Source organism: Pseudomonas sp. NPDC089407, assembly GCF_044900445.1.
In the GTDB taxonomy this organism is placed as follows: domain Bacteria; phylum Pseudomonadota; class Gammaproteobacteria; order Pseudomonadales; family Pseudomonadaceae; genus Aquipseudomonas.
The window spans coordinates 255755-278535 of the sequence record NZ_JBJDNB010000002.1; the positions used below are offsets into that span (position 1 = coordinate 255755).

The following is a 22781-nucleotide window of genomic DNA, read 5'->3' on the forward strand; positions in this document are numbered from 1 at the left end:
AATTCAGTTATTAAGCATGTTGCCCAGGTCTGTCAGTAGATCATTTGGACCCTCCAGTCCTAAATACAGTCTTACACATGAAGTGCTAAGGTTGAGGCGTTTTGCCGATGGCAGGTTACTAGTCTCGGCAATATTTATAAGGCTTATCGATCCTCCCCATCCATACCCGATTTTGATAAGCCTCAGTCGGTTCATTCTTCTTGTTAAATCATCACTGGAACATGAGAGTTCAAGAGTCAGTAAACTGTTAAATCCATTTATCTTGAGTTGGCGCAGAGTGTCATCTGTGTATTGAGTTGTAGGGTGCAAGATTTTACTGCATAGTTGAGTGCTTTCGAGATATTTGATGGCTGCGCGAGTTGTATTCATCTGAAACGATAACCGGGCACCCAGTGTGCTGAGTGCTCGTATAGCGGCGGCGCAGGTGTGCGAGCTAACATGATTTCCAATTAAAGCAGAGGTTGTCTTAATCTTTACATAAAGATCCTTGCGTCGTGTGATCAGTGCGCCCAATGAGACACCTTCGATCGCGGCGTGTGTTTTACTCATTGAGATCAGGCTGATATCAGCACCCATTTCTAACGGATATTGAAAAATCGATGCTGCCCACGTGTTGTCGATAACAATGAGCGCTGGATGGGCACTACATGAATTGACAATTGTGCAGATATCAATGAGTTCATACGTGATGGAGCCGGGGTTTTCGATGAAAATCAGTTTGGTTTCCTTCCTCAGTTTGGAATTCAATGTGCAGGCGTCGGCAGGTGTAAAATATTCGACTGTAACGCCCATGTTATGACAGTTGTCAAGTAACCATTTTGTTGAATAGATGACTGTATCAATGGCAAGTATATGGTCGCCAGGCTTGAGAAAACTTAAAAGCAACAAACTGATTGCCGACTGTCCAGATGGTGTGAGTGTTGAAAATTGACCTTTTTCAATGCTTGCTATTTTTGATGCCAATTGTCGAGTAGTTGGAGTATCCACCCCTCCATAATAGAGGTCGTTAAGAGGTTGGTCGTTAATGCTTGTAAGATTGCGTTGATTTATTTTAGGGAGTTGCTGAACCGTATCGGCTAGGAAGGTAGTACATTCAATACTTGGTGTATGAGTAAGGGAGGTGTTACCTACTGGGAAAATTCCTATTTGGGCTAATTTGCTAAATTTTAGGTCAGACACGGATTGCCTCGAAATCTTTTAATAGATGATGAACTTCCTTAACCTCGTTGACTGTAGGTGGCGCAACATTGGGTAAAGGATATTCTAAGGAAGCTTCGCCAAAACTGTGAAAGTACTCTAGGAGTTCGCCCTCAGGCGTTCCCCAGCGTAGAAAATCTTCACTATCAGTTTCGTCGTCACTCCTTAATGGGTGTCTAACAGCCCAATTTGCGCTAATGAGAATCGGCTGTCCTATATCTTTTTTGAAAAGTGCTAGCCTCTGTATTAGTTTCTTGCGGCTTGTACGTTTCTCCCCTAGACCGAACAACAGGGCACATCCGCAGGAAATTCCATTGTTTTTAAGAATGTTTAGGACTTTGATAAAACGGTTTTCCCAAGTATCTTTTTTGCCTCCAAGATCTTTGCTCAAGCCGCCAATCTCATCGGGCTCCAGCGTCTCTAAGCCGATGAATACATATGTGAGGCCATTTTGCGCAAGACGTTCAATTATATCCATCTTGTTGATGATTTGATCTATGGTGAATTGGCCTCCGAAAACAATATCTAGCGGGTTTTGCTCTAGTAGGTGGCACAGTTGATTTATGGCCCGAGGGCTACCGCTGAGAAATATAGAGTCTTCAACGAATGCACTCGCTTTTTTGTATGGATGGTCTTGTTTTACCGTATCGACGGTTACTTTGAACTGTTTGTAGAGACGCGAGGCGGCGCTCTTGATTTCTTGAATATTTCCGGTCACGCTTCTACGCTCGCTACAAAAAGCGCAGTCATAAACACATCCTGGCCCGGTATCACTGAAGACATGTGAGGTCATTCGTTCACGAAAGACTTCAAAGGAGGCTGTAATTCCAAATGTCTCAACAACGGACGGCAGTTCATCGTGTTTTAAAGGAATGCCAGCGCTTACCAGTGTCTTGCCAAGGTGCGGAAAGTCAATAATCCAGCGCCCGGCGACTCGCCGATCAAGGTGGTTAGCAATATAGCGGGTGGGGTGGTGCGGGGACTGTGTGACCAACTCTCCGATCTGCTTGATCAATAATTCGGCTTCACCGGAAATGATGACATCAAAAAGAGGTGGAATTTTCCCTTCTCTGATAAGTCGTCCTGGCGACGCGGTGTGATGTATAACTGCTGATTGAAGCCGCTGACTCTCCTCCGTCAAGAAGATGGTTTCGTTTGCGTGTCGGCCACCGAGTACTATCAAAGCGTTATTTTTCAATACTTCTCTAGCTAACTTTGCGCATTCAATAGCGCCGGGCATGCACAAAGTCATTGCGCCGATGAACACTATGTTTGGACGTTCAGCCTGCAGGAGATCTCTGAATTGATGCATGTCATCCAGTGAATACATTAGTAGAAAACTGTTCCTGAGCTCTTTACCAGTTTGTGCCCAGTTACTTTTACCCCAAGCACCATCTGCTCGTAGCGCCGCATTCGCAGCACAGCGACAGGCATTGAAAAGGCTAACGGGATCCGGACTGTTCAGGGCCTTACGCGATTTGGTGCCCTTTATGCAGTCAGGCGCAGACACTGCGATGGCTCGGATTGCTTGTCTGGAGCAGCAGGTGTGCACGTCATGGGAGCACGTACTTGAGCAATTCCGGTTGGTGGGATTGAGCATGGTGTTCGTTACCTCGCTTTCGGCGATTGGCCGTTGTTATTCTTGTTGGATATTGGATACAGTAGCCAAAATCCGATCCAGCGAGGCAGCTAAAATGAAACAAATTGTGATTGCACTGATTTTCGGAGGGAGAAGCACTGAGCATTTCGTATCCTTGCGCTCAGCCGCAGCGATACACGCTGCGCTCATGGCGTTAGGCCATCGTGTGCATTGCATTGGGATTGAGCGGAATGGAACTTGGAGGTATCAGGGGCAGCCGGGCGCCTTTCCTGGGGAGGTGAACTGCGCTGCACCCATAGTTTCACTGCGCCCAGGCGGATGCTCGCTGACATATGCGTTGAACGGACAACGATCAGGTGAAGTTGAAATCGACCTGCTTTTCCCTGCGCTGCACGGACGTTGGGGAGAGGACGGGACCCTGCAAGGCCTGGCAGCGATGTGCGGCATTCCATGTGTCGGGACTGGAGTGCTCGGCTCTGCGGTATCGATGGACAAAGACATAACCAAACGGTTGCTCAGTTACTCGGGAATTGCTGTGTCGCCATGGATAGCGATGAGAACCATGCGTTCATGGGATGAGGTTGTCGAGTGCCTGGGTAGCACAACCCTTTTTGTAAAACCTGCGACTTCAGGATCATCAATAGGGGTATCTAGGGTTACAAATGAGTCCGAATATGTACAGGCCTATACCGACGCGGCGAGGATAGATAGCAAAGTATTGATAGAGGCTGAAATTTCCGCAAGGGAGGTAGAGTGTGGTGTATTGGAGTCAAGAAGTGGTTTGCTTGCCTCTGCATTGGGGGAGATTGTGCCCAAAACGGGGCAGAGGTTTTATGACTATCAAGCAAAATATGGTTTAACTGGAACGGTGGACATCTGCGTACCCTGTCAGTTGCCGCCAGCGATCGCCAACTCCATACAAAAGTCGTCAAAGAAAGTTTTTAGAATCCTTGAACTTTCAGGTTATGCCAGGATCGATTTTTTTCTCAAAAGTGACGGAACGATTTTGCTGAATGAGGTCAACACGCTGCCAGGTTTTACGAAAACCAGCATGTATCCTAAAATGCTTGAATGTTCTGGTTTTTCCTTGCCTAGGCTGGTAGGCGAATTAGTTGATCGTGCGCTTTTATGGAGCGCGTCTGATCAGCTATAGAAGGCCGCGATTGCGTCGGGCTTCAAGAAATGAAACGATCGAATCACGGCCCTCTGACAGGTGCCTAACTAGGTACTGTCGGGCCGACACCCGGTCACCCTGCACGCACGCGTTCAAGATATCTATGTGATCTAACTGCGATTGCCTGTGGTAGTCGAGATTCGTCAATAAGAAACGCAGATGACGATCGACTGAGTCGTGTAAAGATTTGATCAGAGCCAGCAATCGAGGACGCTCGGCTTTCGAGTACAATAAATGATGGAATTTCTCATTCAGCTCGCTGAGTCGGTGTGGTTCAGTAATATTCTCCATTTCACTGACAATTTCATGTAGCGAGGTCAAATCGTTTTCAACAATCTTGTCAAAACCGAAATCGAGTGCTGTACACTCTGCCATGATTCGCATGTCATAGATTTCGGTAATATCCGCAATGGTCATGACTGCAACAGAAGCACCCTTATGTGCCTCATACGTAACCAGCCCTTCGGCTTCAAGTTGTCTGATGGCATCCCTGATAGGCATGCGGCTTAAACCAAATTTTAATGCTAGCTCTTCTTGACGCAGCTGCGTACCTTCAGCTATCGCTCCTGACAATATAGCTTCGCGCAGCGACTCCACGACAAATCCCATAGCAGTCTTATGGCGATGCTTTTCGGGAACGTGAAAATTGTCCAGTGCGTTAGGCATACATATCTCCGAGTCTAGCAAGCTTCATGGCGGTGGCGAAGGTATCACAGAGTCTTTTAGGCCGCCAGAATCTAGAGTTAAGCTCTTCGAGAATAATGGAAGGTGGGAGGTGCAACACGATTGGGACACTGTGGTGTGGAAATCTACTGGTCTCCGTTCTTGACTATGTGATCGTGAACGTCCAACTGATTGTATGTGGTGCACGTAATTTTTTGGGGCGCTGCTTGGTGATGGATTGCTTACGATAGGGAAGGGCGCGGGTGTTGGCTTATGTATTTCGGGTCATCCAGTACTAGGTAGGAAAGGGCAAGCGGCTTGGCTCGTTAAAGGAAGACCTGGCGAGTTCACCAGACCTGCGCCGCAACAGGTTTACACTGCGCAAGGCTTCTGAACGCTTTAGTTGTGTACCCGCTCCCAAGCGTGCGGCGCTGTCTAGAAATAGCGGAGGTCCTTCAGTCCCCTGTGCCGTGAAAGGGTTGGTTCTACATGGTCTGCGCGGCAGTGTTGAGTGCCACCTGCGGCGGTTTGCACTCATTCGGATTGCCCGGCTGCAGGTACGGCATCAGGATCGGCGCCATGCCCTTGAGCACCTGCACCGGCAGCGCCGAGGTAAATTTGAACGCTTCCGCCGAGCGGCCTGGGACGAAGGCGGTCAGGGTGCCGAAGTGGTTTTCGCCGAGGAAGAACACGAAGGTGGCCGTCCTGTTCAACGAACGCGAGCCGATCAGCCGACCCCCGGCACCAAAGCTTTCGATGCGGTTGTCACCGGTACCGGTCTTGCCGCCCATCACCAGTGGTGTGCCGTCCTGCAGCTTGAAACTACCGGAAATGCGCCGCGCAGTGCCTGCATCCACCACCTGCGACATGGCGCCTTTGAGTGCGCGCGCCACTTCGACCGGCAGAATCCGCACACCGCGGTCCGGGTCGGTGAGCAGCTTGGTCTCGTAGGGTGTATTGGCAGCAAAGTGCAGGGTATCGATGCGCAGTGTGGGCAGGCGGACGCCGTCGTTCTGGATGATGCCGACCAGTTCGGAGAGGGCCGCAGGGCGGTCACCCGAGCTGCCGATGGCGGTAGCCAGCGACGGCACCAGGTGGTCGAACGGATAGCCCACGCGCTTCCAGCGCTGGTGGATGTCGAGGAAGGCTTCGATCTCGACCATGGTGCGGATGCGGCTGTCACGGGCGCCCTGATGGCGGCTCTTGAACAGCCAGCCGTATACCTCCTGGCGCTCGAAGCGGCTGGCGTTGACCATTTCGGTCAGGGTCGTACCCGGGTTCTTCAACAGGTAGCCGAGCAACCACAGGTCCAGCGGGTGAACCTTGGCGATGTAGCCCTGGTCGGGCAGGTCGTACTTGCCCGGGCCATAGGCTTCGTACATTTCCGACAGGCGACCGTCGGTCAGCTTGCCCAAGGCGATCTTGTCACCCTTGAGGTGGGCACGGACGAAGGCGTTGAAGGTTTCCTGCCCGGCCTCAGGGAACAGGTAGCGGTGCACCGCCGCCAGCCGCTGCGGGGTCACGCGCATGCTGTCGAGGAAGGTATCCAGGCGCTGCTGCGAGGTCTTGCGCTGGTACTTCTTCCAGAAGCGCATCAGGTAGTTGGTGCCTTCCTTGTCGGCAAAGCGTGCCAGGTATTCCTGGCGGCGCGGGTCGGCGTCATCCTTGAGCAACGGCACGCGGTTGTACGGCTGCTGGTAGGTCACATAGCGCACCAGGTCGCGCATCAGGCGGATGAACGGCAGGTTGATCGATTCGCGCAGCGCGTCCTTGAGGGTGGGGTTGCGGTTGTTGTCTTCCTTGCGGAAGTTGTTGAACACGTGCATGCCGCCGCCGGTGAAGAACGCCTCGCCGGTGTTGGCCGAGTACTTGCGCTCCAGCGCGGCGTCGAGCATGGCGTCCAGGCTCTGGTTCTTGCTGTTCTGCGCCAGCCATTCCAGCGACCACTGGGTGATGCGGTCGAGTTCGGCGACTTCCACCTTCTTCAGCTCTGCGGGCGGCTTGCCTGCGTATTTGTCGTGCAGCTCGGCGATGATTTCCAGGTAGGTGGTCAGCACCCGCAGCTTGGCCGTGGAGCCCAGCTCCAGCTTGCTGCCTTCGTTGATGTCGAAGGGCTGGTTGGTGCTGTCGGTCTGTACCCGTACCCGCGAGCCGTCAGCGGTGCGCTCGAACAACGTAAAGCTGTAACTCACCTGGTCGGTGGTCTTGCTGGTGAGCAGGCGTTCGCCAATCAGGCCGATCTGCGCCGCAAAGGCGGGGTCGGCCAGGTTTTTCAGGTACTGGCTGACCTGCAATTGCAAATCGGCCTGCAGCGTACTGGTGGCCGAAACGTCGAGGCGGTCGAGGTCGTACAGCGGGCGGTTGAGCATGGCCGCCAAGCGGTTGCGCGCCAGGCTGATGCCCTTGTTGGTAACGATCGGCACGATGGTCGGCTGTGCTACCCAGTCGCGGTACACCGCCTTGCTGGCCAGCGCGGCATCGGCCAGTGGTTGTTCGATGACCTGGTTGGCGGCGAGTACGCGGATGTGCGAATTGGTGAGCTCGGCCAGCTCGACCCGGCCTTTGGACAAGTAATGCGAAGGCCGGCGCTGGGCAATCATCAGTGACAGCACCTGGCGCAGGGCCAGGCCTCGGGCGGCCATGCTTTGCGGGTCAGTGGCGGTGGCGTTCAGCGCCTGGTTGACCTGGTCGAAGTCGGCGCCGTACCACACCCGCAGGCCCTCGGCCATGCCATGCACTTCGCCGTGCCCGGGCACGGCCGACAACGGTACGCTGTTGAGGTAGTCACGCACGATGCGCTTGCGCGCCTCGGTGGTGTCGGGGCCGCCCTGGTAAGCGCGCACGCTGGCTGAGACCATCTGGCGGATCTTTTCGGCACCCGACACGGTCAGGCCATCCGGTGAGTGACGGTATTTTTCCAGCTGCGTGGCCAGCGTGCTGCCACCGGCTGACTGGCCAGGCAGGGCCAGGTACTTGGCCACCTGGCTGTAGGCAGCCTTGGCGAAGCGCGGCCAGTCCACGGCCGGGTTGTTGCGCGGGTCCTGGGTATCGAGCAGGTCGCGGTTCTCAATGAACAACAGGCTGTTGACCATCACCGGCGGGATCGCCGCAAAGTCCGGGTAAAGGTGCTGCGGGTAGTTGTACTGGTACAGCATGTCGCCGCGGCAGTCGGTGATCGACAGGCCGGCCTGGATCTTCTCGATATAGGGGGCGAACAGCCCATGATCGACGTAGTTCATCAACGCCGGCGAGAACCTCACCTGCTCGCTGATCAGGTAGTCGCGCTTGAGCAGGCGCGGCAGAAACTCGCCCAGGGCGCTGTAGCCCAGGCGTTTGTCGAATGGCCCGTCACCGGGGTAGATGATGGCATCGCTGGGCCCGGGCTGCAGCGAATAGGTCAGCGTGCCGGCCAGTTTGCTGAATTCGCGCGATTGCAGCTCCGAGGTGCGGAATTCGTCATACGCGCCAACGCCGATGGCAATCAGTGCCACCAGCAGGATGAGAATGATAAGCCGCCACCATAGCCGACGCTGACGGGGGGACTTGGGTTGTGGCGTCTCGGCCGGAGGTATCTCGGGTGCTTCCGTTCTGCTTGGTTCCGATTGCCACAGTGCGCCCATAGTCTTCTATCCGGCCAGGTGTTTTCGTCTTGCTTGCCTGAAGCTTAGACGTTGAGCGGGTAGGGTGAAAAATTTGTAGGAAGTGGCGAAAGGTGGCGTAGGGCTATGCGGCTTTGGTGTGGGTTTCTTGGTACGGCGATGTTGTTATGGTGCCGGGGCGATTTTGGGGCCGCCGCGCGGCCCATCGCGACGCCAGGCCGCTCCTACAAGAGACAGCGGCCCCAGAGAACTTGCTGATTATTCCTGTATATACAGCGAAAATCCCTACAACGGTCTTCCTATACTGCTCGGCCCCTTCGCCCTGCCGGGTGCTCTGTTCCGGCATACGGGCCGGCCCACGAGGCCAGCCTGGCAAGCCAACGTCACGCCTATCGGCATGGCCGGTGCTGCACGAAGGTCAAATCCAATAACAAAATGAGGTTGTATTGCTATGCCAGTCGGCAACCACCCTGCCCATGGCCAAGCCACTGAAGGCGGCCCGCTCAAGCGTGAACTGGGCGAACGGCACATCCGTCTGATGGCGCTGGGCGCCTGTATCGGTGTCGGTCTTTTCCTTGGCTCGGCCAAGGCTATCGAAATGGCCGGCCCGGCCATCATGCTGTCCTACATCATCGGCGGCCTGGCCATCCTGGTGATCATGCGCGCCCTTGGCGAAATGGCCGTGCACAACCCCGTCGCCGGTTCGTTCAGCCGCTATGCCCAAGACTACCTCGGCCCGTTGGCGGGCTTCCTGACCGGCTGGAACTACTGGTTCCTGTGGCTGGTGACCTGTGTGGCCGAAATCACTGCAGTGGCCATCTACATGGGCATCTGGTTCCCAGACGTGCCGCGCTGGATCTGGGCCCTGGCGGCGCTGGGCAGCATGGGCGCGGTCAACCTGGTGGCGGTAAAGGCCTTCGGTGAATTCGAGTTCTGGTTCGCCCTGATCAAGATCGTCACCATCATCGCCATGGTCCTCGGCGGCATCGGTGTCATTGCCTTCGGCTTTGGCAATGACGGTGTGGCAGTGGGTATCTCCAACCTGTGGAGCAATGGCGGCTTCATGCCCAACGGCGTGACCGGCGTGCTGATGTCGCTGCAGATGGTGATGTTCGCCTACCTGGGCGTGGAAATGATCGGCCTCACCGCCGGCGAAGCACGCAACCCGCAAAAGACCATTCCGCAAGCCATCGGCTCGGTGTTCTGGCGCATCCTGTTGTTCTACGTGGGTGCGCTGTTCGTGATCCTGTCGATCTACCCGTGGAACGAAATCGGCAGCCAGGGCAGCCCGTTCGTCATGACCTTTGAGCGCCTCGGCATCAAGACCGCCGCCGGCATCATCAACTTCGTGGTCATCACCGCCGCATTGTCGTCGTGCAACGGCGGCATCTTCAGCACCGGGCGCATGCTCTACAGCCTGGCGCAGAACGGCCAGGCGCCGGCGCCTTTCGCCCGCACTTCGAAGAATGGCGTGCCGCGCAACGCGCTGCTGCTGTCGATCGGCGCGCTGCTGCTGGGCGTGCTGGCCAACTACCTGGTGCCTGAGAAGGTATTTGTCTGGGTGACCTCGATCGCCACATTTGGCGCGATCTGGACCTGGGTGATGATCCTGCTGGCGCAGCTGAAGTTCCGCGCCGGGCTTACCACTGCCGAGCGCAAGGGGCTGAAGTACCGCATGTGGCTGTGGCCGCTGAGCTCGTACCTGGCGCTGGCGTTCCTGGTGCTGGTAGTCGGCCTGATGGCGTACTTCGAGGATACGCGTGTGGCGCTGTATATCGGCCCGGCGTTCCTGGTGCTGTTGACGGTGCTGTATTACGCGTTCCGGTTGGCCCCGAAAGAAGTGCAGGGTGTGGCCAGTACCGCGTCCTGATTTGATATAGCCGGGGCCGCTTTGCGGCCCATCGCGACACAAGGCCGCTCCTACAAGGAGTACGCGTTCTCTTGTAGGAGCGGCCTTGTGTCGCGATCGGGCTGCAAAGCAGCCCCAGGGGCCTGTCAGGCGGCCACCTCACTGTGCGGCTCAAAGCTGTCCGCCCGCGCCAGTTGCCACATGCGCGAATAGAACTGGCCATTCACCTCGCCAGTCAGCAATTCCCCCGGCTTCAAGAACACATGCATCTGCGAGAACAGCTTGATCTCGGTGGCCGATATGCGCCGTACCAGGTGCTTGGCTTCCAGCTGCTCGGGATGGTTCAACCCTGCCGCAGCCAGCATCTCTGCCAAGGCACGCAAGGTGTTGTGGTGGAAGTTCAATACCCGCTGGGCCTTGTCCGGTACCACCAGCGCGCGCTGGCGTAGCGGGTCTTGCGTGGCCACGCCGGTCGGGCATTTGTTAGTGTGGCAGCTCTGCGACTGGATACAACCGATGGCAAACATGAAGCCGCGTGCCGAGTTGGCCCAGTCGGCGCCAATGGCCAGCACGCTGGCGATGTCGAAGGCGCTGACGATCTTGCCGCTGGCGCCCAGCTTGATCTTGTCGCGCAGGTTCAGGCCGACCAGGGTGTTGTGTACGAACAGCAGGCCTTCACGCAGCGGCACGCCGATATGGTCGGTGAACTCCACGGGCGCGGCACCGGTGCCGCCTTCCTTGCCATCGACGACGATGAAGTCCGGCAGAATGCCGGTTTCCAGCATGGCCTTGGCGATGCCCATGAACTCCCACGGGTGGCCCAGGCAGAACTTGAAGCCCACCGGCTTGCCGCCCGACAGCTCACGCAGTTGCGCGATGAACTGCATCATTTCGATGGGGGTAGAGAAGGCGCTGTGGCGCGACGGCGAGATGCAGTCCTCGCCCATCAGCACGCCGCGGGTTTCGGCAATTTCCCGGGTGACCTTGTGTTTGGGCAGGATGCCGCCATGGCCGGGCTTGGCGCCCTGGCTCATCTTGATCTCGATCATGCGCACCTGCGGGGCACGCGCCCGGGCGGCGAAGCGCTCGGGGTCGAAGCGCCCGTCCGGCGTGCGGCAACCAAAGTAGCCACTGCCCAGCTCCCAGACCAGGTCACCACCGTGTTCTCGGTGGTAAGGGCTGATGCTGCCTTCGCCGGTGTCGTGGTGGAAGTTGCCCAGTTTGGCACCCTGGTTGAGGGCGCGGATGGCGTTGGCGCTGAGCGAGCCGAAGCTCATCGCCGAGATATTGAACACCGACGCCGAGTACGGCTGGCTGCACTGTGGCCCACCCACAATGACACGGAAGCTGGCCGGGTCGGTCAGTGGCGCCGGGCGCATGGAATGGCCGATGAACTCGAAGCCGGATTCGTACACATCGATCAGGGTGCCGAACGGTTTGTCCGAGGCTTCATTCTTGGCCCGGGCATACACCAGCGAGCGCTGCGCGCGGGAAAATGGCAGGGCGTCGCTGTCGGACTCCAGCAGGTACTGGCGGATTTCCGGGCGAATGGCTTCGACCAGGTAGCGGATGTTGCCCAGGATCGGGTAGTTGCGGCGCACCGCATGGCGCTGCTGCAACAGGTCGAACAGGCCGATCAGGCTGAGGATGCCGGTGGTCAGGGTGAACGGCCACAACCATTCGTGGTGGATGAAGGGCAGGCTCGCCAACGTGAACAGTACACAAGCGGCGAAGAAGGCGTAGCGGCTGAGAAGTGACAGGCTCATACGGGGTCCTTGCGATGGCGCGGTCAGGCTCAGGGCCTGGGGGCAAACCCCGACCATAGCCAAGTTGCCAGGCCCTGCAAATTAAAATCGGGGTAGCGAAAATCATTCTCGAATCGACCCTAATCAATCGGGCGGGACGCATACCGTTGTAGGAGCGGGTTTACCCGCGAATGCGTCGCTAGCCTCACCATCGCATTCGCGGGTAAACCCGCTCCTACAACAATATGCAGTGCGCTTGGGATTTTCGTTCATACCCAATGCGCGTCGCGCAGCAGCTTCTGCCGCCAGCTGTCCTGCTCTTGTGCCGGCGCCTCGACCAGATACGAATAGCGCCCGGCCACCCGCACCGCCACCGGTACCCCGTCGCGATACAGCAGGCGATTTCCACCCACCGCCGGTACCTTGGCCCCCGGCAGCAACGAGCCGATCAGGTTCAGCGGGTCGCTGGCACTCACTACCAGCAGCGCGCCGTCCGTTTCTCGACGCCGTACCTGGCGCAGCAACCCCACCGCCTCCGGCAAGGCGAACTGTTCGCCGGCCAGCCCGGCAATGAAGCGCCCGCCCCGAATCTCGCCACGTGCCTCCAGCCGGTGATAGCAGCGCAACAGCTCACGCCAGGTCGGCAGTACATCGCTCTCGCGCTCCAGCAGCCGCCAGCAAACCACGCCATAACGGCGTAACAGCGTCCGGGCGATATGTTCCAGGCGCTGGCTGTCATCCACTGTGCCCCTGCGCAGCAAGGCCCAGCGCCCGGCATGGACCATGCTGCTGGAAAATGGCGCATGGCCGCGTCGGCTGTTGCGTGACGTGCGTTTCGCCGCCGGGGTAATCAGGCTGCGCAAGCCGGTAAAGCTGTCGGCGCCCACTAGGCCGGCGCCTACCAGTTCCTGCAGTGCTGTTTCCAGTTCGCTGGGCAGCAGGTGTGCATCGTGTGTCAGTTCGTCAAAGAACAGCGCGCCCTGTGCCTGCAGCACCTCGTGCACGCGTTGCGCCCGCGGCCCAAGGCTTTCCAGGGCAGGTACAGGGGCAAGGCTGCGCCACAGGTTCAGGTGCTCACGCGGTAGCAGCACCAGCGGTGTGCTGGACAAGGTATTGCTCGCCACGGTCGCGGCCAGCCTGCTCCAGGCGAACTGCCCGTTGCGGCAGGCATCATCGAGCCAGTGCGGGCTGTAGTCCTTGATGCGCGCCGGCAGCAACTCGGCCTCCCAGGCCCCGGCCGCGCAGGGGAAGCCCTGCAACTGGCCCAGCACTTCGGCCACCGCTTGCGGGCCACGCAGGCGTTCGTCAGTCGCCATATGCTGCCAGTCGAACAGAAAGCGCATGAAGTCCTGCAAGCTGACCGGTTCGATCTCGCGGCGCAGGCGTTTGACCGTGTAGCGGTGGATGCGCGCCAGCAGATGGCGTTCGCACCATTGCAGGTCGCTTGCACCGGGGCTGAAATGCCCGCGCAGCACATAGCCTTCGGTTTCCAGGCGGGCCAGCGCCTGCCCGATGTCGCTTGCCGATTTGCTCAAGGGCGCAGCGATTTGCGCCTGAGACTGCGGACCATGGCCGCTCAGGCGGGCGCGCAGCAGCTCGCTCAGTGCGCTATCGGCGTCGATGGCCTGGTCGAAGCCGGGGAGTAACTCCAGCGCGGGTTCCAATCGCGCTGCCGGGTAAAGCGCCAGCATCAGGTTCAGGCGTTCGCGGGCCAACCACAGTGTGTGCTCGGCCAGGCACAAGGCACGCCCGGCCTTGGCCAGTTGCCTCAGTAGTAGGTCCCAGCCGGGGTTGGCCTCGACTTCCGCTTGGCTGATGGCGCCCAGGCTCATTAGCGCTTCGTGCATTTCGTCGGCATTGCCCGGCTGTGGCCAGGCCTCGACCGCGACCGCGGCAATGGCATCGACGTCCAGCGCACCCAGGTCGTCGCCGCTTTGCACTTCGTTCCAACGCCGGTTCAGCACCGCCTGGGTACGCCGCTCTTCTAAAGGCGCATCGTCGAGGAAGGCGTACGGCCGGGCATTCAGAATCGCCGCAGCCAGCGGCGAAGGGGCGGGCAGGTCGCGACACAGCAGGCGCACTGCGCCGCTTTCCATACGCCGCAACAGCGCCAACCAACCTTCGCTGTCCATCGCTTCATGCAGGCAGTCGTCGAGGGTTTGCTCGACCAGCGGGTGCTCGGGAATCTGCCGCTCGCCGACGATGTTCTCCAGGCAAGCGATTTGGTCGGGGAATACCGCCGCGACCAAGTCTTCGCTCTTCATGCGCTGGATCTGTGGCGCCACCTTGCGCCCGCCCACAAAGCGCGGCAATGCCATGGCCACACCCGCATTCCAGCGCCAGCGCACGCCGAACAGCGGCGCCTCGAGCAGGGCCTGGATCAGGATCGGCTCGGCGCTGCGGCTGTTCAGGTAGCGCCACACTTCATCAAGTTCAAAGCTATGGCTGGTGGACAGCGACAGCACGATGGCGTCCTCGCTGGCTGCCGCCTGCAATTCAAAGTTGAAGGTGCGGCAAAAGCGCTTGCGCAAGGCCAGGCCCCAGGCGCGGTTGATGCGGCTGCCGTAGGGCGAATGGATGATCAGTTGGGTACCGCCGGATTCGTCGAAAAAACGCTCCATGATCAAGGTGTCCTGCGAGGGCAGGGCGCCCAGCACCTCGCGGGCTCGGGCCAGGTAATCGAGCAACTGCCCGGCACTGTCTTCGCCCAGCTCGAAGGTAGCCTGCAACCATGCCTGCACCTCCACCCTGTTGCCGCCGGCCAGCGTCAGTTGCTGGTCGATCTGCGCCTGCAAGCGGGCCACGGCAGCCGACAGCTCATCGCTGCGCCCCGGCGCCTCACCCAGCCAGAACGGAATGGTCGGCGGCAGGCCTTGGGCGTCTTCAACCCTTACCCGGCCAGGTTCGACCCGCAGGATGCGATAGGAGGCGTTGCCCAGCTGGAAGATATCGCCAGCGATGCTCTCGACCGCAAAGTCTTCATTGACGCTGCCGATGTTCAGCGCCTGCGGCTCCAGCAATACGCTGTAGTCGGCGTTGTCGGGGATGGTGCCGCCGCTGGTCAGTGCCGTCAGCTGGCTGCCGCGGCGGCCGCGCAAGGTGCCGCTCACTGCATCGCGGTGCAGGTAGGCACTGCGCACGCCCTGGCGGCCGTTGTAGCCCTCGGCGAGCATGCGCAGCAGGGCCTGGTAGTGGTTCTGGTCAAGTTCGGCATAGGGGATGGCCTGGCGCAGGGTGTCGAACAGCGCCTGTTCGTGCCATGGCTGGTTGCTGGCTTCGGCCACGATCTGCTGGGCCAGCACGTCCAGCGGTGCCCGGGGGATGTGCAGCTCGTCCAGCTCGCCCCGCCGCACACAGTCGAGCAGCGCTACGCATTCGATCAGGTCGTCGCGCGAGGTGGGGAACAGCCGGCCCTTGGGCACGCCATCGACCTGGTGACGGGCGCGACCGACTCTTTGCAGGAAGGCGGCAATCGAACCCGGCGACTCAATCTGGCAAACCAGGTCGATATCGCCGATGTCGATGCCCAGCTCCAGTGACGCGGTGGCCACCAGCACCTGCAGCTGGCCGCTTTTCAGCCGTTGCTCGGCATCCAGGCGCAGCTCCTTGGACAGGCTGCCATGGTGCGCGGCAACCGCCTCCTTGCCCAGCCGGTCGCTGAGGTGGCGGGTGATGCGTTCGGCCAGGCGCCGGGTGTTGACGAATATCAGGGTGGTGCGATGCTCGCGGGCCAGGCTGGCCAGGCGGTCATAGACCAGGCCCCAGACATCGGTGGCCATCACCGCGCCCAGCGGTACCGGCGGCACCTCGATGGCCAGGTCGCGCTGGCGCGCATGGCCGACATCGACAACGGCGCAGGGGCGTGCGCTACCCACCAGAAATTGCGCTACCCGCTCGACCGGGCGTTGCGTGGCGGACAGGCCGATACGCCGCAATGGCCGGCCGCCCAGGGCCTGCAGGCGCTCCAGCGTCAGCGCCAGGTGGCAGCCGCGCTTGTTACCGGCCAGGGCATGGATCTCGTCGACGATTACCGTGTGCACGCTGGCCAGGCCTTCGCGGCCTGATGCCGAGCCCATCAAGACGTAGAGCGATTCGGGCGTGGTGACCAGAATGTGCGGGGCCAGCTTGCGCATGGCGGCACGTTCCTTTTGCGGTGTGTCGCCCGTGCGGACGGCGGTGGTGATGCGTGGGGCGTTCAGGCCTTGCTCGGCGAGGGCCTGGCTGATGCCTTCGAGCGGGGCTTGCAGGTTCAGGCGAATGTCATTGGACAGCGCCTTCAGCGGTGAAACGTAGATCACCTGGGTGTGCGCAGGCAGTTCCCCTTGCTGCTCAAGGCCTTGGCGGAACAGTTCGTCGAGTACGGCCAGGAAAGCGCTGAGCGTTTTGCCCGAGCCGGTCGGGGCGGCCAGCAGCATCGATTGGCCGGCATGGATCAACGGCCAGGCCTGGGCCTGGGCATCGGTGACCGTGGCGAAATGGCGGCGAAACCAGGTGCGCACGGCGGGGTGGAACAGCTCGAGCACCGGGTGGTGTTTGGCGGGCAGGTTCATCAGTTGGTTATGGCGGGTGCAAGGCGGGTTGGCAAGGGGCCGTTCGTCTGGTGGGTCAGTCATTCCTGTGCCTGCCTGTTCACGCCGAACCGCCGCGAACAGGCCGGTGCAGGAGAGACTGGCCTTGTCAGGCCAATGACCCCATGGGATCCTCCCCGGCCAAATTTTTCAGCGAGCCCAGCCCATGCCCAATACCATCCGCATCGCCGCCGCCCTGCTGATCGACCCGCAGGGCCGCACCCTGTTGGTGCGCAAGCGCGGCACCGAGGCCTTCATGCAGCCAGGCGGCAAGATCGACGCCGGCGAAACGCCAGTGCAGGCACTGGTGCGCGAACTGCACGAGGAGCTCGGCCTGCAGATCGACCCGGCCCAGGCCGTGCACCTGGGCCAGTTCAGCGCCCCGGCTGCCAATGAACCAGGCTTTCTGGTTCAAGCCGAGCTGTTCCGCGTCGACAGTGCCGCTGCGGTGGTTCCGGCTGCCGAGATCGAAGAAGTCGTGTGGCTGGCCGCAGACCAGGCGCCAGGCATGCAACTGGCACCGCTGACCCGCGACCTGATCCTGCCGCTATACCGCCAGGCAGTCAGCGTACCGCGCTGACGCCGTCCAGGGTGGCGAACGAGGTGTCCTTGGCAGTCAGCAAGAAGTCGCGCATGTACGGTGCATCCAGCATGTCGGTGCGTACTGCCGCGTAAAGCGTGGCAAACAAGCCCTTCTCGCCCAGGCGCTTGCCTTTCACATAGCCGCGCGAGCTGTACTCGTGCAGCGCCCAGTGCGGCATGCCACACACGCCACGGCCGCTGGCCACCAGCTGCATCATCATCACGGTCAGCTCCGAGGTGCGCACGGCGGCCGGTTCGATGTCGGCGGGTTCCAGGAAACGGGTGAAGATGTCCAGGCGGTCGCGCTCTACCGGGTAGGTAATCAGCGTCTGGTCGAGCAGATCCTGCGGCACGATATAGGGCTTGCTGGCCAACGGATGCTGGTTGGCGACCGCCAGCATGGCTTCGTAGGTGAACAGCGGCACGTAAGTAATGCCGGCCAGGTCCAACGGGTCGGACGTCACTACCAGGTCTAGGTCGCCGCGGGCCAGCGCGGGTAGCGGGGCAAAGGCAAAGCCAGAGGCCAGGTCCAGCTCCACTTCCGGCCAGGCATCGCGGAACTGGTCGATGGTCGGCATCAGCCACTGGAAGCAGCTGTGGCATTCAATTGCCATGTGCAGGCGCCCGGCGGTGCCACCGGCCAGGCGCGCAATGTCACGCTCGGCACCGCGCAGCAGCGGCAGCGTAGCATCGGCCAGTTGCAGCAGGCGCAGCCCCGCGCTGGTGAAGCGGATCGGCTTGGTCTTGCGCACGAACAGCGGCAAGCCCAGGCGCTCTTCCAGCTCCTTGAACTGGTGCGACAGCGCCGACTGGGTCAGGTGCAGGCGCTCGGCAGCCTCCACCAGGCTGTCAGCCTCGCGCAGGGCATGAAGGGTTTTCAGGTGACGGATCTCCAGCACTGCTGACTCCGGGGTTTAGATTGGAAGGGTAGGGGAATGAGTTGAGTTTCCCTCATGTTGGCGGTGCTGTCGACTGGGCGTTCGGCCGCACCGCCTGGCGGCAGTCACGAAATTGTCACCGAACTGTGGCAGCGCGCCCGAACAGAATTCATCAGACTCACGCTCTACTGGGGATCTGCATTCTGGTGTTTCTTTCATGCGGGCTTTTTGGCTTTTTCTTTTCTTGTTTTTCAGCGTACCTGCGAGTTTCGCCGTACAGCGTTGTGACGCCCACGTACCGGTGCAGCGTGCCGAACTGGGCGCGGTCAGCCTGGTGTACCAGAGCGTCGGCGCGCCACGTGACCCGGCCTTGCTGCTGGTGATGGGCCTGGGTGGGCAGCTGATTCATTGGCCGGACGATGTGGTCGAAGCGTTGTGCCGGCAGGGCTTTCGGGTGATCCGCTATGACAACCGCGATGTCGGCCTGTCGCGCTGGAATCAGATGCCGCCGTCGGCCAACCTCACGGTCGAGTTGCTGCGCTACAAGCTGGGGCTGCCGGTGTCGGCGCCTTATACACTGAGCGACATGGCGGATGACGGCTTGCGCCTGATGGACGCTTTGGGCGTGCATCAGTTTCACGTGCTGGGCGTGAGCATGGGCGGCATGATCGCCCAGCACCTGGCAGCCATGGCGCCCGAGCGGGTGCGTAGCCTGACGCTGGTCATGTCCAGTTCCGGGGCGGCGGGGTTGCCGGCACCGGACCCGGCCCTGGTGCAGTTGCTGGCACGGCGCAGTGCGCCGAACCGAGAGGTGGCCATCGAGCAGCAGGCCGACCTGCTGGCGGCACTGGGCAGCCCCGACGTGCGCGATGATCGTGCGGTGTTGCTGCATCAGGCGGCGGTGGCGTATGACCGGGCGTTCAACCCGGACGGGGCCAAGCGCCAGATCATGGCGATCCTGGCTGAACCGAGCCGTGTCGAGCTGCTCAACCAGCTGCGGGTGCCGACCCTGGTGGTGCATGGCACGGCTGACCCGTTGCTGCCGGTGATGCATGGTGTGCACTTGGCTGCGCATATCCAGGGCAGCCAGCTGCGCCTGATCCCGGGGTTGGCGCACCGCTTCCAAGAGCAGTTCAAGGCGCCACTGCTGGGGGCCGTGCTGCCCTACCTGCAGGCGCATCGGCAGGATGTCACGCATATCGCAGGGCTTTGAACCGGCGTAGCCTTCTTCGCGGGTAAACCCGCTCCCACAGGTTTTGCACAGGCCTAAGGCATTGTGGGGTACCTGTGGGAGCGGGTTTACCCGCGAAGAAGGCCACACCGATTCAGGTCAGTGCATCCGCACCCACAAGGTCACCAGCACGGTCGCGGCCATCAGCCAGGCCACCGTGGCCAGCGCCAGCGATGCTTCCAGGCGCAGGCGGTCGACCAGCACATACAGGGTCGCCAGGTACACGAAGTACGGAATGATCGACCACATGCCGAACACAATGGTGGTTTTCAGGTCGGCAATGCTGCGACCCTTGCCGACGATGTAGTGGGCAATCAGGGCGAAGGTGGGAAACAGCGGCACCAGCCCGGCAATGTAGTAGTTACGCGTTTTCGACAGCACTGCCAGCAAAAGCACCACGCCAGCGCCCAGGGCAGCTTTGAATACCAGGTCCACGTTGTCTTTCCAGGTTGGGTTGAAATCAGCCGAGGCCGTACTTTTTCACTTTGTCGAACAGCGTGGTCTTGGCCATGCCCAGCTCCTGGCTGGCCTGGCTCAGGTTGCCGCCGGTCCGTTGCAGGGCATCGCTGAGCAGGTTGCGCTCGAACGCTTCCACCGCTTCGGCAAAGCCCAGGCCCTGGCTGGCGCCACCGCTGGGGCCTTTTTTGAAGGCTGGCAGGCCGAGGGCATAGCGCTCGGCCACGTTGCGCAGTTCACGCACGTTACCAGGCCAGTCGTGGGCCATGAGGCGGGACAGGGTCTGGCTGTCCAGCGTCGGCGTTTCCCGGTCGAAGCGCAGGGCCGACTGCTGCAAAAAGTGTTCGAACAGCTGCAGGATGTCTTCACGCCGCTCACGCAGCGGCGGCAGCTCCAGGGTTACCACGTTCAGCCGGTAATACAGGTCGCTGCGGAACTGGCCACTCTGGCCCAGGGTATCGAGATCGGCCTTGGTCGCGGCGATCACCCGGCAATCCACCGGGATGCTCTGGTTCGAGCCCAGCCGCTCCAGCGTGCGTTCCTGCAGCACGCGCAGCAGCTTGATCTGCAGGTTGATCGGCATGCTCTCTACTTCGTCGAGGAACAGCGTGCCGCCGTTGGCGTGCTCGATCTTGCCGATGCGGCGCTTGCCCGCGCCAGTGAACGCGTTGGCCTCGTGGCCGAAAATCTCGCTTTCGAACAGGTTTTCCGGCAGGCCACCACAGTTCAGTGCCACGAATGGCTGGCCCTGGCGGCGGCTGAAGTCGTGCAGGCAACGGGCGACCAGCTCTTTGCCGGTACCGGTTTCGCCTTCGATCAGCACGTTGGCCGAGGTGTCGGCAACGTTGGCGATCAATTCGCGCAGGTGTTCCATGGCCGGCGAGCGGCCAATGATGCGCCCCTCCAGGCTGCTCTGCTCGACCAGTTGGCGGCGCAGGGCCACCACCTCGCGGGACAGCCCGCGCTGCTCCAGGGCACGGCGCACCACATCGACCAGGCGTTCGGGGGAGAACGGCTTTTCCATGAAGTCGTAGGCGCCGTTACGCATGGCGCCGACGGCCATGTCGATATCGCCATGGCCGGTAATCAGCACTACCGGCAGGCTGCGGTCACGGGCCTTGAGGCGGTTGAGCAGTTCCAGGCCATCGATGCCCGGCAGGCGAATATCACTGACGACGATGCCGGCAAAGTCATCGCCGATGCGCTCCAGCGCCTGTTCGGCACTGCCCACGCCTTCGCAGGCGATGTCTTCCAGGGCCAGCGCCTGCTGGCAGCCGAGCAGCACATGCGGGTCGTCTTCGACGATCAGGACAGTAAGAGGCGCTTGGGTCATGGGTGGTCTGCCGATTCGCTAGGGGGAGAAACCAGCGGCAGGGCCAGGACAAAGGCCGTGCCGCCAGTGGCGGGGTGCTCGACGTTGAGGCTGCCCTTGGCGGCGGCTGCAAGGCTCGCCGACAGGGTCAGGCCCAAGCCCAGGCCGTGCTCGCCCGGTTTGGTGGTGAAGAAAGGTTCGAACAGGTGCTTGCGTGCCTCGGGGTCAATGCCGTGGCCGTTGTCGCGCACCTGCAAACGGTACTTGTCGCCCTGCAACTCGCCTTCCAGCCACAGTTGGGGCAGGGGTTGCGCGGCCATGGCGTCGAGGGCGTTACCCATCAGGTTGACCAATATCTGCTCCAGGCGGGTCTGGTCGATGGCAAGTTGGTGGTCCTCGAACTGGTGATGCAACTGCAGGCGGCAGGCAGTGATGCGGTTGGCCAGTACCTGCAAGGTGGCTTCTACCGCCTTGGCCAGCGAGGCCTGGCCGCTGTCGTCGCCACGCCGGGCGAACGAGCGCAGGCTGGCGGTGATGCGGCCCATGCGGTCGATCAGGTCGTTCATGGTGCGCAGGTTGGTGCTGGCGGTTTCCAGTGCCCCGCGTTCGAGGAAGCGTACGGTGTTGCCAGACAACGTGCGCAACGCGGCCAAGGGCTGGTTCAGCTCGTGGGCGATGCTGGTGGACATTTGCCCGATGGCCGCCAGCTTGCCGGCCTGTACCAGCTCATCCTGGGCGTGGCGCAGGGTTTGCTCGGCATGCCGGCGCTCGCGAATCTGGCCCTTCAGGCGTTCGTTGCTGGCGCGCAGGTCGGCGGTGCGTTCGGCAATCCGCCGCTCTAGCTGGCTGTTGGCTTCTTGCAGGGCTTCGCGGGCGGCCAGGCGGGTGGCGATGACCTTGCGCCGCTCGTTCCAGGCAATGCCGAGAATCGCCAGCAAGGCGAACGCCACGCCTACCAGGATGCCCTGCACCATGGATTCGCGGCGCAGGTCCTGCAGCGGCGTCAGCAGGGTGAAATGCCAGGGCGTGTCAGCCAGGCGCCGCGTTTGTGCCAGGTAGGCCACTTCGTGGGGCTTGCCCTGGGCGGTTTCGCTGTTGGCCGGGAAGGTCAGTTTTTCCACGCCATCGGCCAAGGTTTCCCGGGCCAGTGGCTGCAGCTCGTTCAACGGCCACCAGTAGTACTGCAGGCTCCGCGCCAGGCGTTCCTTGATTTGCGGGGTCAGCGGGCGCACCGACTTCAGGCGTCGGGCCGGGTCGCTGGAAAGGATGATGATGCCGTTCTCGTCGCTGACGAACGCTTCCAGGCGGGCACGCTGCCAGCGCTCTTCAAGGGTATCCAGGCGCACTTTGATCACCGCCACGCCAATGATCTTGCCGTGTTCCTCCAGGCCGTGGGCCAGGTAATAGCCGGCCTCACCCGTGGTGCTGCCGATGCCGTAGAAGCGCCCGGGCTCACCGCGTACGGCGGTCTGGAAGTAAGCGCGGAACGACAGGTCTTCACCCAGGAACGAGTCAGCATCGCGCCAGTTGCTGGTGGCCTGCACCCGGCCATTGGTGTCGAGCACGAAGATCGCCCGGCTGCGGCTGCGCCGGTTCAGGCCCTCGAGGTATTCGTTGACTGCCTGGCGCGAACCGCCATCCGGGTCGGTGAGCAGGTGCGAAACGCTGTCTTCCAGTTCCAGCAGGCTCGGCAGGTAGGTGTACTTGCTGATCTCGCTCTCGACCGTGCGCGCGTGCAGCTCCAATTGGCGTTCGCCGTTTTCGCTGAGGCTGCGGATACCGTTGCTCTCGCTGATCAGATAGCCAGCCATCCCCAGGCCGACCATCAGCAGGATGATCAGGGGCGGCAGCAGCAATTGGCGGAGCAGGCGGGAATTCACGGCAGGCTTGGCAGGGAGAAGAAGCGAAGGGTCGCATTTCATCACAG

General features: G+C 60.7%; 14 protein-coding genes. 4 read left to right on the forward strand and 10 right to left on the reverse strand.

Going from position 1 to position 22781, the window contains the following annotated elements:
- Nucleotides 1-3: 3 nt before the first annotated feature.
- Nucleotides 4-1179 carry an aminotransferase class I/II-fold pyridoxal phosphate-dependent enzyme gene (locus ACI2KG_RS03145; protein WP_404660746.1) on the reverse strand — a complete coding sequence of 392 codons (1176 nt, stop codon included), beginning with the start codon at nucleotides 1177-1179 and terminating at the stop codon, nucleotides 4-6.
- The gene (locus ACI2KG_RS03150; protein WP_404660747.1) at nucleotides 1172-2797 is read right to left on the reverse strand and encodes a B12-binding domain/radical SAM domain-containing protein; all 1626 of its coding nucleotides are present in this window, start codon (nucleotides 2795-2797) and stop codon (nucleotides 1172-1174) included. The genes ACI2KG_RS03145 and ACI2KG_RS03150 overlap by 8 nt, the downstream gene beginning before the upstream one ends.
- Here ACI2KG_RS03150 and ACI2KG_RS03155 point away from each other — a divergent pair.
- On the forward strand, nucleotides 2796-3950 hold the full coding sequence (locus ACI2KG_RS03155; protein WP_404660748.1) for a D-alanine--D-alanine ligase family protein: 1155 nt from the start codon (nucleotides 2796-2798) through the stop codon (nucleotides 3948-3950). The genes ACI2KG_RS03150 and ACI2KG_RS03155 overlap by 2 nt on opposite strands.
- Here ACI2KG_RS03155 and ACI2KG_RS03160 read toward each other — a convergent pair.
- Together ACI2KG_RS03160 and ACI2KG_RS03165 are read right to left on the reverse strand one after the other, a co-directional pair.
- Nucleotides 3945-4637 (reverse strand): GntR family transcriptional regulator, encoded by a 693-nt coding sequence (locus ACI2KG_RS03160; protein ID WP_404660749.1) that lies wholly within the window; start codon nucleotides 4635-4637, stop codon nucleotides 3945-3947. The genes ACI2KG_RS03155 and ACI2KG_RS03160 overlap by 6 nt on opposite strands.
- A 482-nt stretch (nucleotides 4638-5119) precedes the next feature.
- Nucleotides 5120-8254, reverse strand: a complete 3135-nt coding sequence (locus ACI2KG_RS03165) for a transglycosylase domain-containing protein (protein WP_404660750.1) — start codon at nucleotides 8252-8254, stop codon at nucleotides 5120-5122.
- Between the two features lie 430 nt (nucleotides 8255-8684).
- Here ACI2KG_RS03165 and ACI2KG_RS03170 point away from each other — a divergent pair, with 430 nt between their 5' ends.
- Nucleotides 8685-10103 (forward strand): amino acid permease, encoded by a 1419-nt coding sequence (locus ACI2KG_RS03170; protein ID WP_404660751.1) that lies wholly within the window; start codon nucleotides 8685-8687, stop codon nucleotides 10101-10103.
- Nucleotides 10104-10228: 125 nt separating this feature from the next.
- On the opposite strand, the gene ACI2KG_RS03175 is transcribed toward ACI2KG_RS03170, so the two are convergent.
- Both ACI2KG_RS03175 and ACI2KG_RS03180 read right to left on the reverse strand, forming a co-directional pair.
- Nucleotides 10229-11848 (reverse strand): FMN-binding glutamate synthase family protein, encoded by a 1620-nt coding sequence (locus ACI2KG_RS03175; RefSeq protein WP_404660752.1) that lies wholly within the window; start codon nucleotides 11846-11848, stop codon nucleotides 10229-10231.
- A gap of 248 nt (nucleotides 11849-12096) precedes the next feature.
- Nucleotides 12097-16377 carry a DEAD/DEAH box helicase gene (locus ACI2KG_RS03180; protein WP_404660770.1) on the reverse strand — a complete coding sequence of 1427 codons (4281 nt, stop codon included), beginning with the start codon at nucleotides 16375-16377 and terminating at the stop codon, nucleotides 12097-12099.
- A gap of 184 nt (nucleotides 16378-16561) precedes the next feature.
- Between ACI2KG_RS03180 and ACI2KG_RS03185 the strand changes: the two genes are divergently transcribed.
- Nucleotides 16562-16975, forward strand: coding sequence for an NUDIX domain-containing protein (locus ACI2KG_RS03185; RefSeq protein ID WP_404660753.1), 414 nt, complete (start codon nucleotides 16562-16564; stop codon nucleotides 16973-16975).
- On the opposite strand, the gene metR is transcribed toward ACI2KG_RS03185, so the two are convergent.
- Nucleotides 16959-17876, reverse strand: a complete 918-nt coding sequence (gene metR, locus ACI2KG_RS03190) for a transcriptional regulator MetR (RefSeq protein WP_003258025.1) — start codon at nucleotides 17874-17876, stop codon at nucleotides 16959-16961. The two genes, ACI2KG_RS03185 and metR, sit on opposite strands and share 17 nt — an antisense overlap.
- 196 nt (nucleotides 17877-18072) lie before the next feature.
- Between metR and ACI2KG_RS03195 the strand changes: the two genes are divergently transcribed.
- On the forward strand, nucleotides 18073-19068 hold the full coding sequence (locus tag ACI2KG_RS03195) for an alpha/beta fold hydrolase (RefSeq protein WP_404660754.1): 996 nt from the start codon (nucleotides 18073-18075) through the stop codon (nucleotides 19066-19068).
- Nucleotides 19069-19185: 117 nt separating this feature from the next.
- Here the strand turns inward: ACI2KG_RS03195 and ACI2KG_RS03200 are convergent, their stop codons facing one another.
- From ACI2KG_RS03200 to ACI2KG_RS03210, 3 genes are read right to left on the reverse strand one after another with little or no spacing between them, the layout of a single operon-like run.
- A complete protein-coding gene (locus ACI2KG_RS03200; RefSeq protein ID WP_404660755.1) occupies nucleotides 19186-19521 on the reverse strand; it encodes a GlpM family protein in 336 nt (111 codons plus the stop codon).
- A 25-nt stretch (nucleotides 19522-19546) separates the two neighbouring features.
- On the reverse strand, nucleotides 19547-20875 hold the full coding sequence (locus tag ACI2KG_RS03205) for a sigma-54-dependent transcriptional regulator (RefSeq protein ID WP_404660756.1): 1329 nt from the start codon (nucleotides 20873-20875) through the stop codon (nucleotides 19547-19549).
- Entirely contained in the window at nucleotides 20872-22776 is a 1905-nt protein-coding gene (locus tag ACI2KG_RS03210) for an ATP-binding protein (protein WP_404660757.1), read from the reverse strand. The genes ACI2KG_RS03205 and ACI2KG_RS03210 overlap by 4 nt, the downstream gene beginning before the upstream one ends.
- Between the last annotated feature and the right edge of the window lie 5 nt (nucleotides 22777-22781).

Bases quoted from the DNA above. Each gene is read 5' to 3' on its own strand.
- ACI2KG_RS03210 (WP_404660757.1), bottom strand. From the start codon at position 22,776: ATGAAATGCGACCCTTCGCTTCTTCTCCCTGCCAAGCCTGCCGTGAAT.
- ACI2KG_RS03195 (WP_404660754.1), top strand. From the start codon at position 18,073: ATGCGGGCTTTTTGGCTTTTTCTTTTCTTGTTTTTCAGCGTACCTGCG.
- ACI2KG_RS03170 (WP_404660751.1), top strand. From the start codon at position 8,685: ATGCCAGTCGGCAACCACCCTGCCCATGGCCAAGCCACTGAAGGCGGC.
- ACI2KG_RS03175 (WP_404660752.1), bottom strand. From the start codon at position 11,848: ATGAGCCTGTCACTTCTCAGCCGCTACGCCTTCTTCGCCGCTTGTGTA.
- ACI2KG_RS03150 (WP_404660747.1), bottom strand. From the start codon at position 2,797: ATGCTCAATCCCACCAACCGGAATTGCTCAAGTACGTGCTCCCATGAC.
- ACI2KG_RS03165 (WP_404660750.1), bottom strand. From the start codon at position 8,254: ATGGGCGCACTGTGGCAATCGGAACCAAGCAGAACGGAAGCACCCGAG.
- ACI2KG_RS03185 (WP_404660753.1), top strand. From the start codon at position 16,562: ATGCCCAATACCATCCGCATCGCCGCCGCCCTGCTGATCGACCCGCAG.
- ACI2KG_RS03160 (WP_404660749.1), bottom strand. From the start codon at position 4,637: ATGCCTAACGCACTGGACAATTTTCACGTTCCCGAAAAGCATCGCCAT.
- ACI2KG_RS03205 (WP_404660756.1), bottom strand. From the start codon at position 20,875: ATGACCCAAGCGCCTCTTACTGTCCTGATCGTCGAAGACGACCCGCAT.
- ACI2KG_RS03180 (WP_404660770.1), bottom strand. From the start codon at position 16,377: ATGAACCTGCCCGCCAAACACCACCCGGTGCTCGAGCTGTTCCACCCC.
- ACI2KG_RS03155 (WP_404660748.1), top strand. From the start codon at position 2,796: ATGGTGTTCGTTACCTCGCTTTCGGCGATTGGCCGTTGTTATTCTTGT.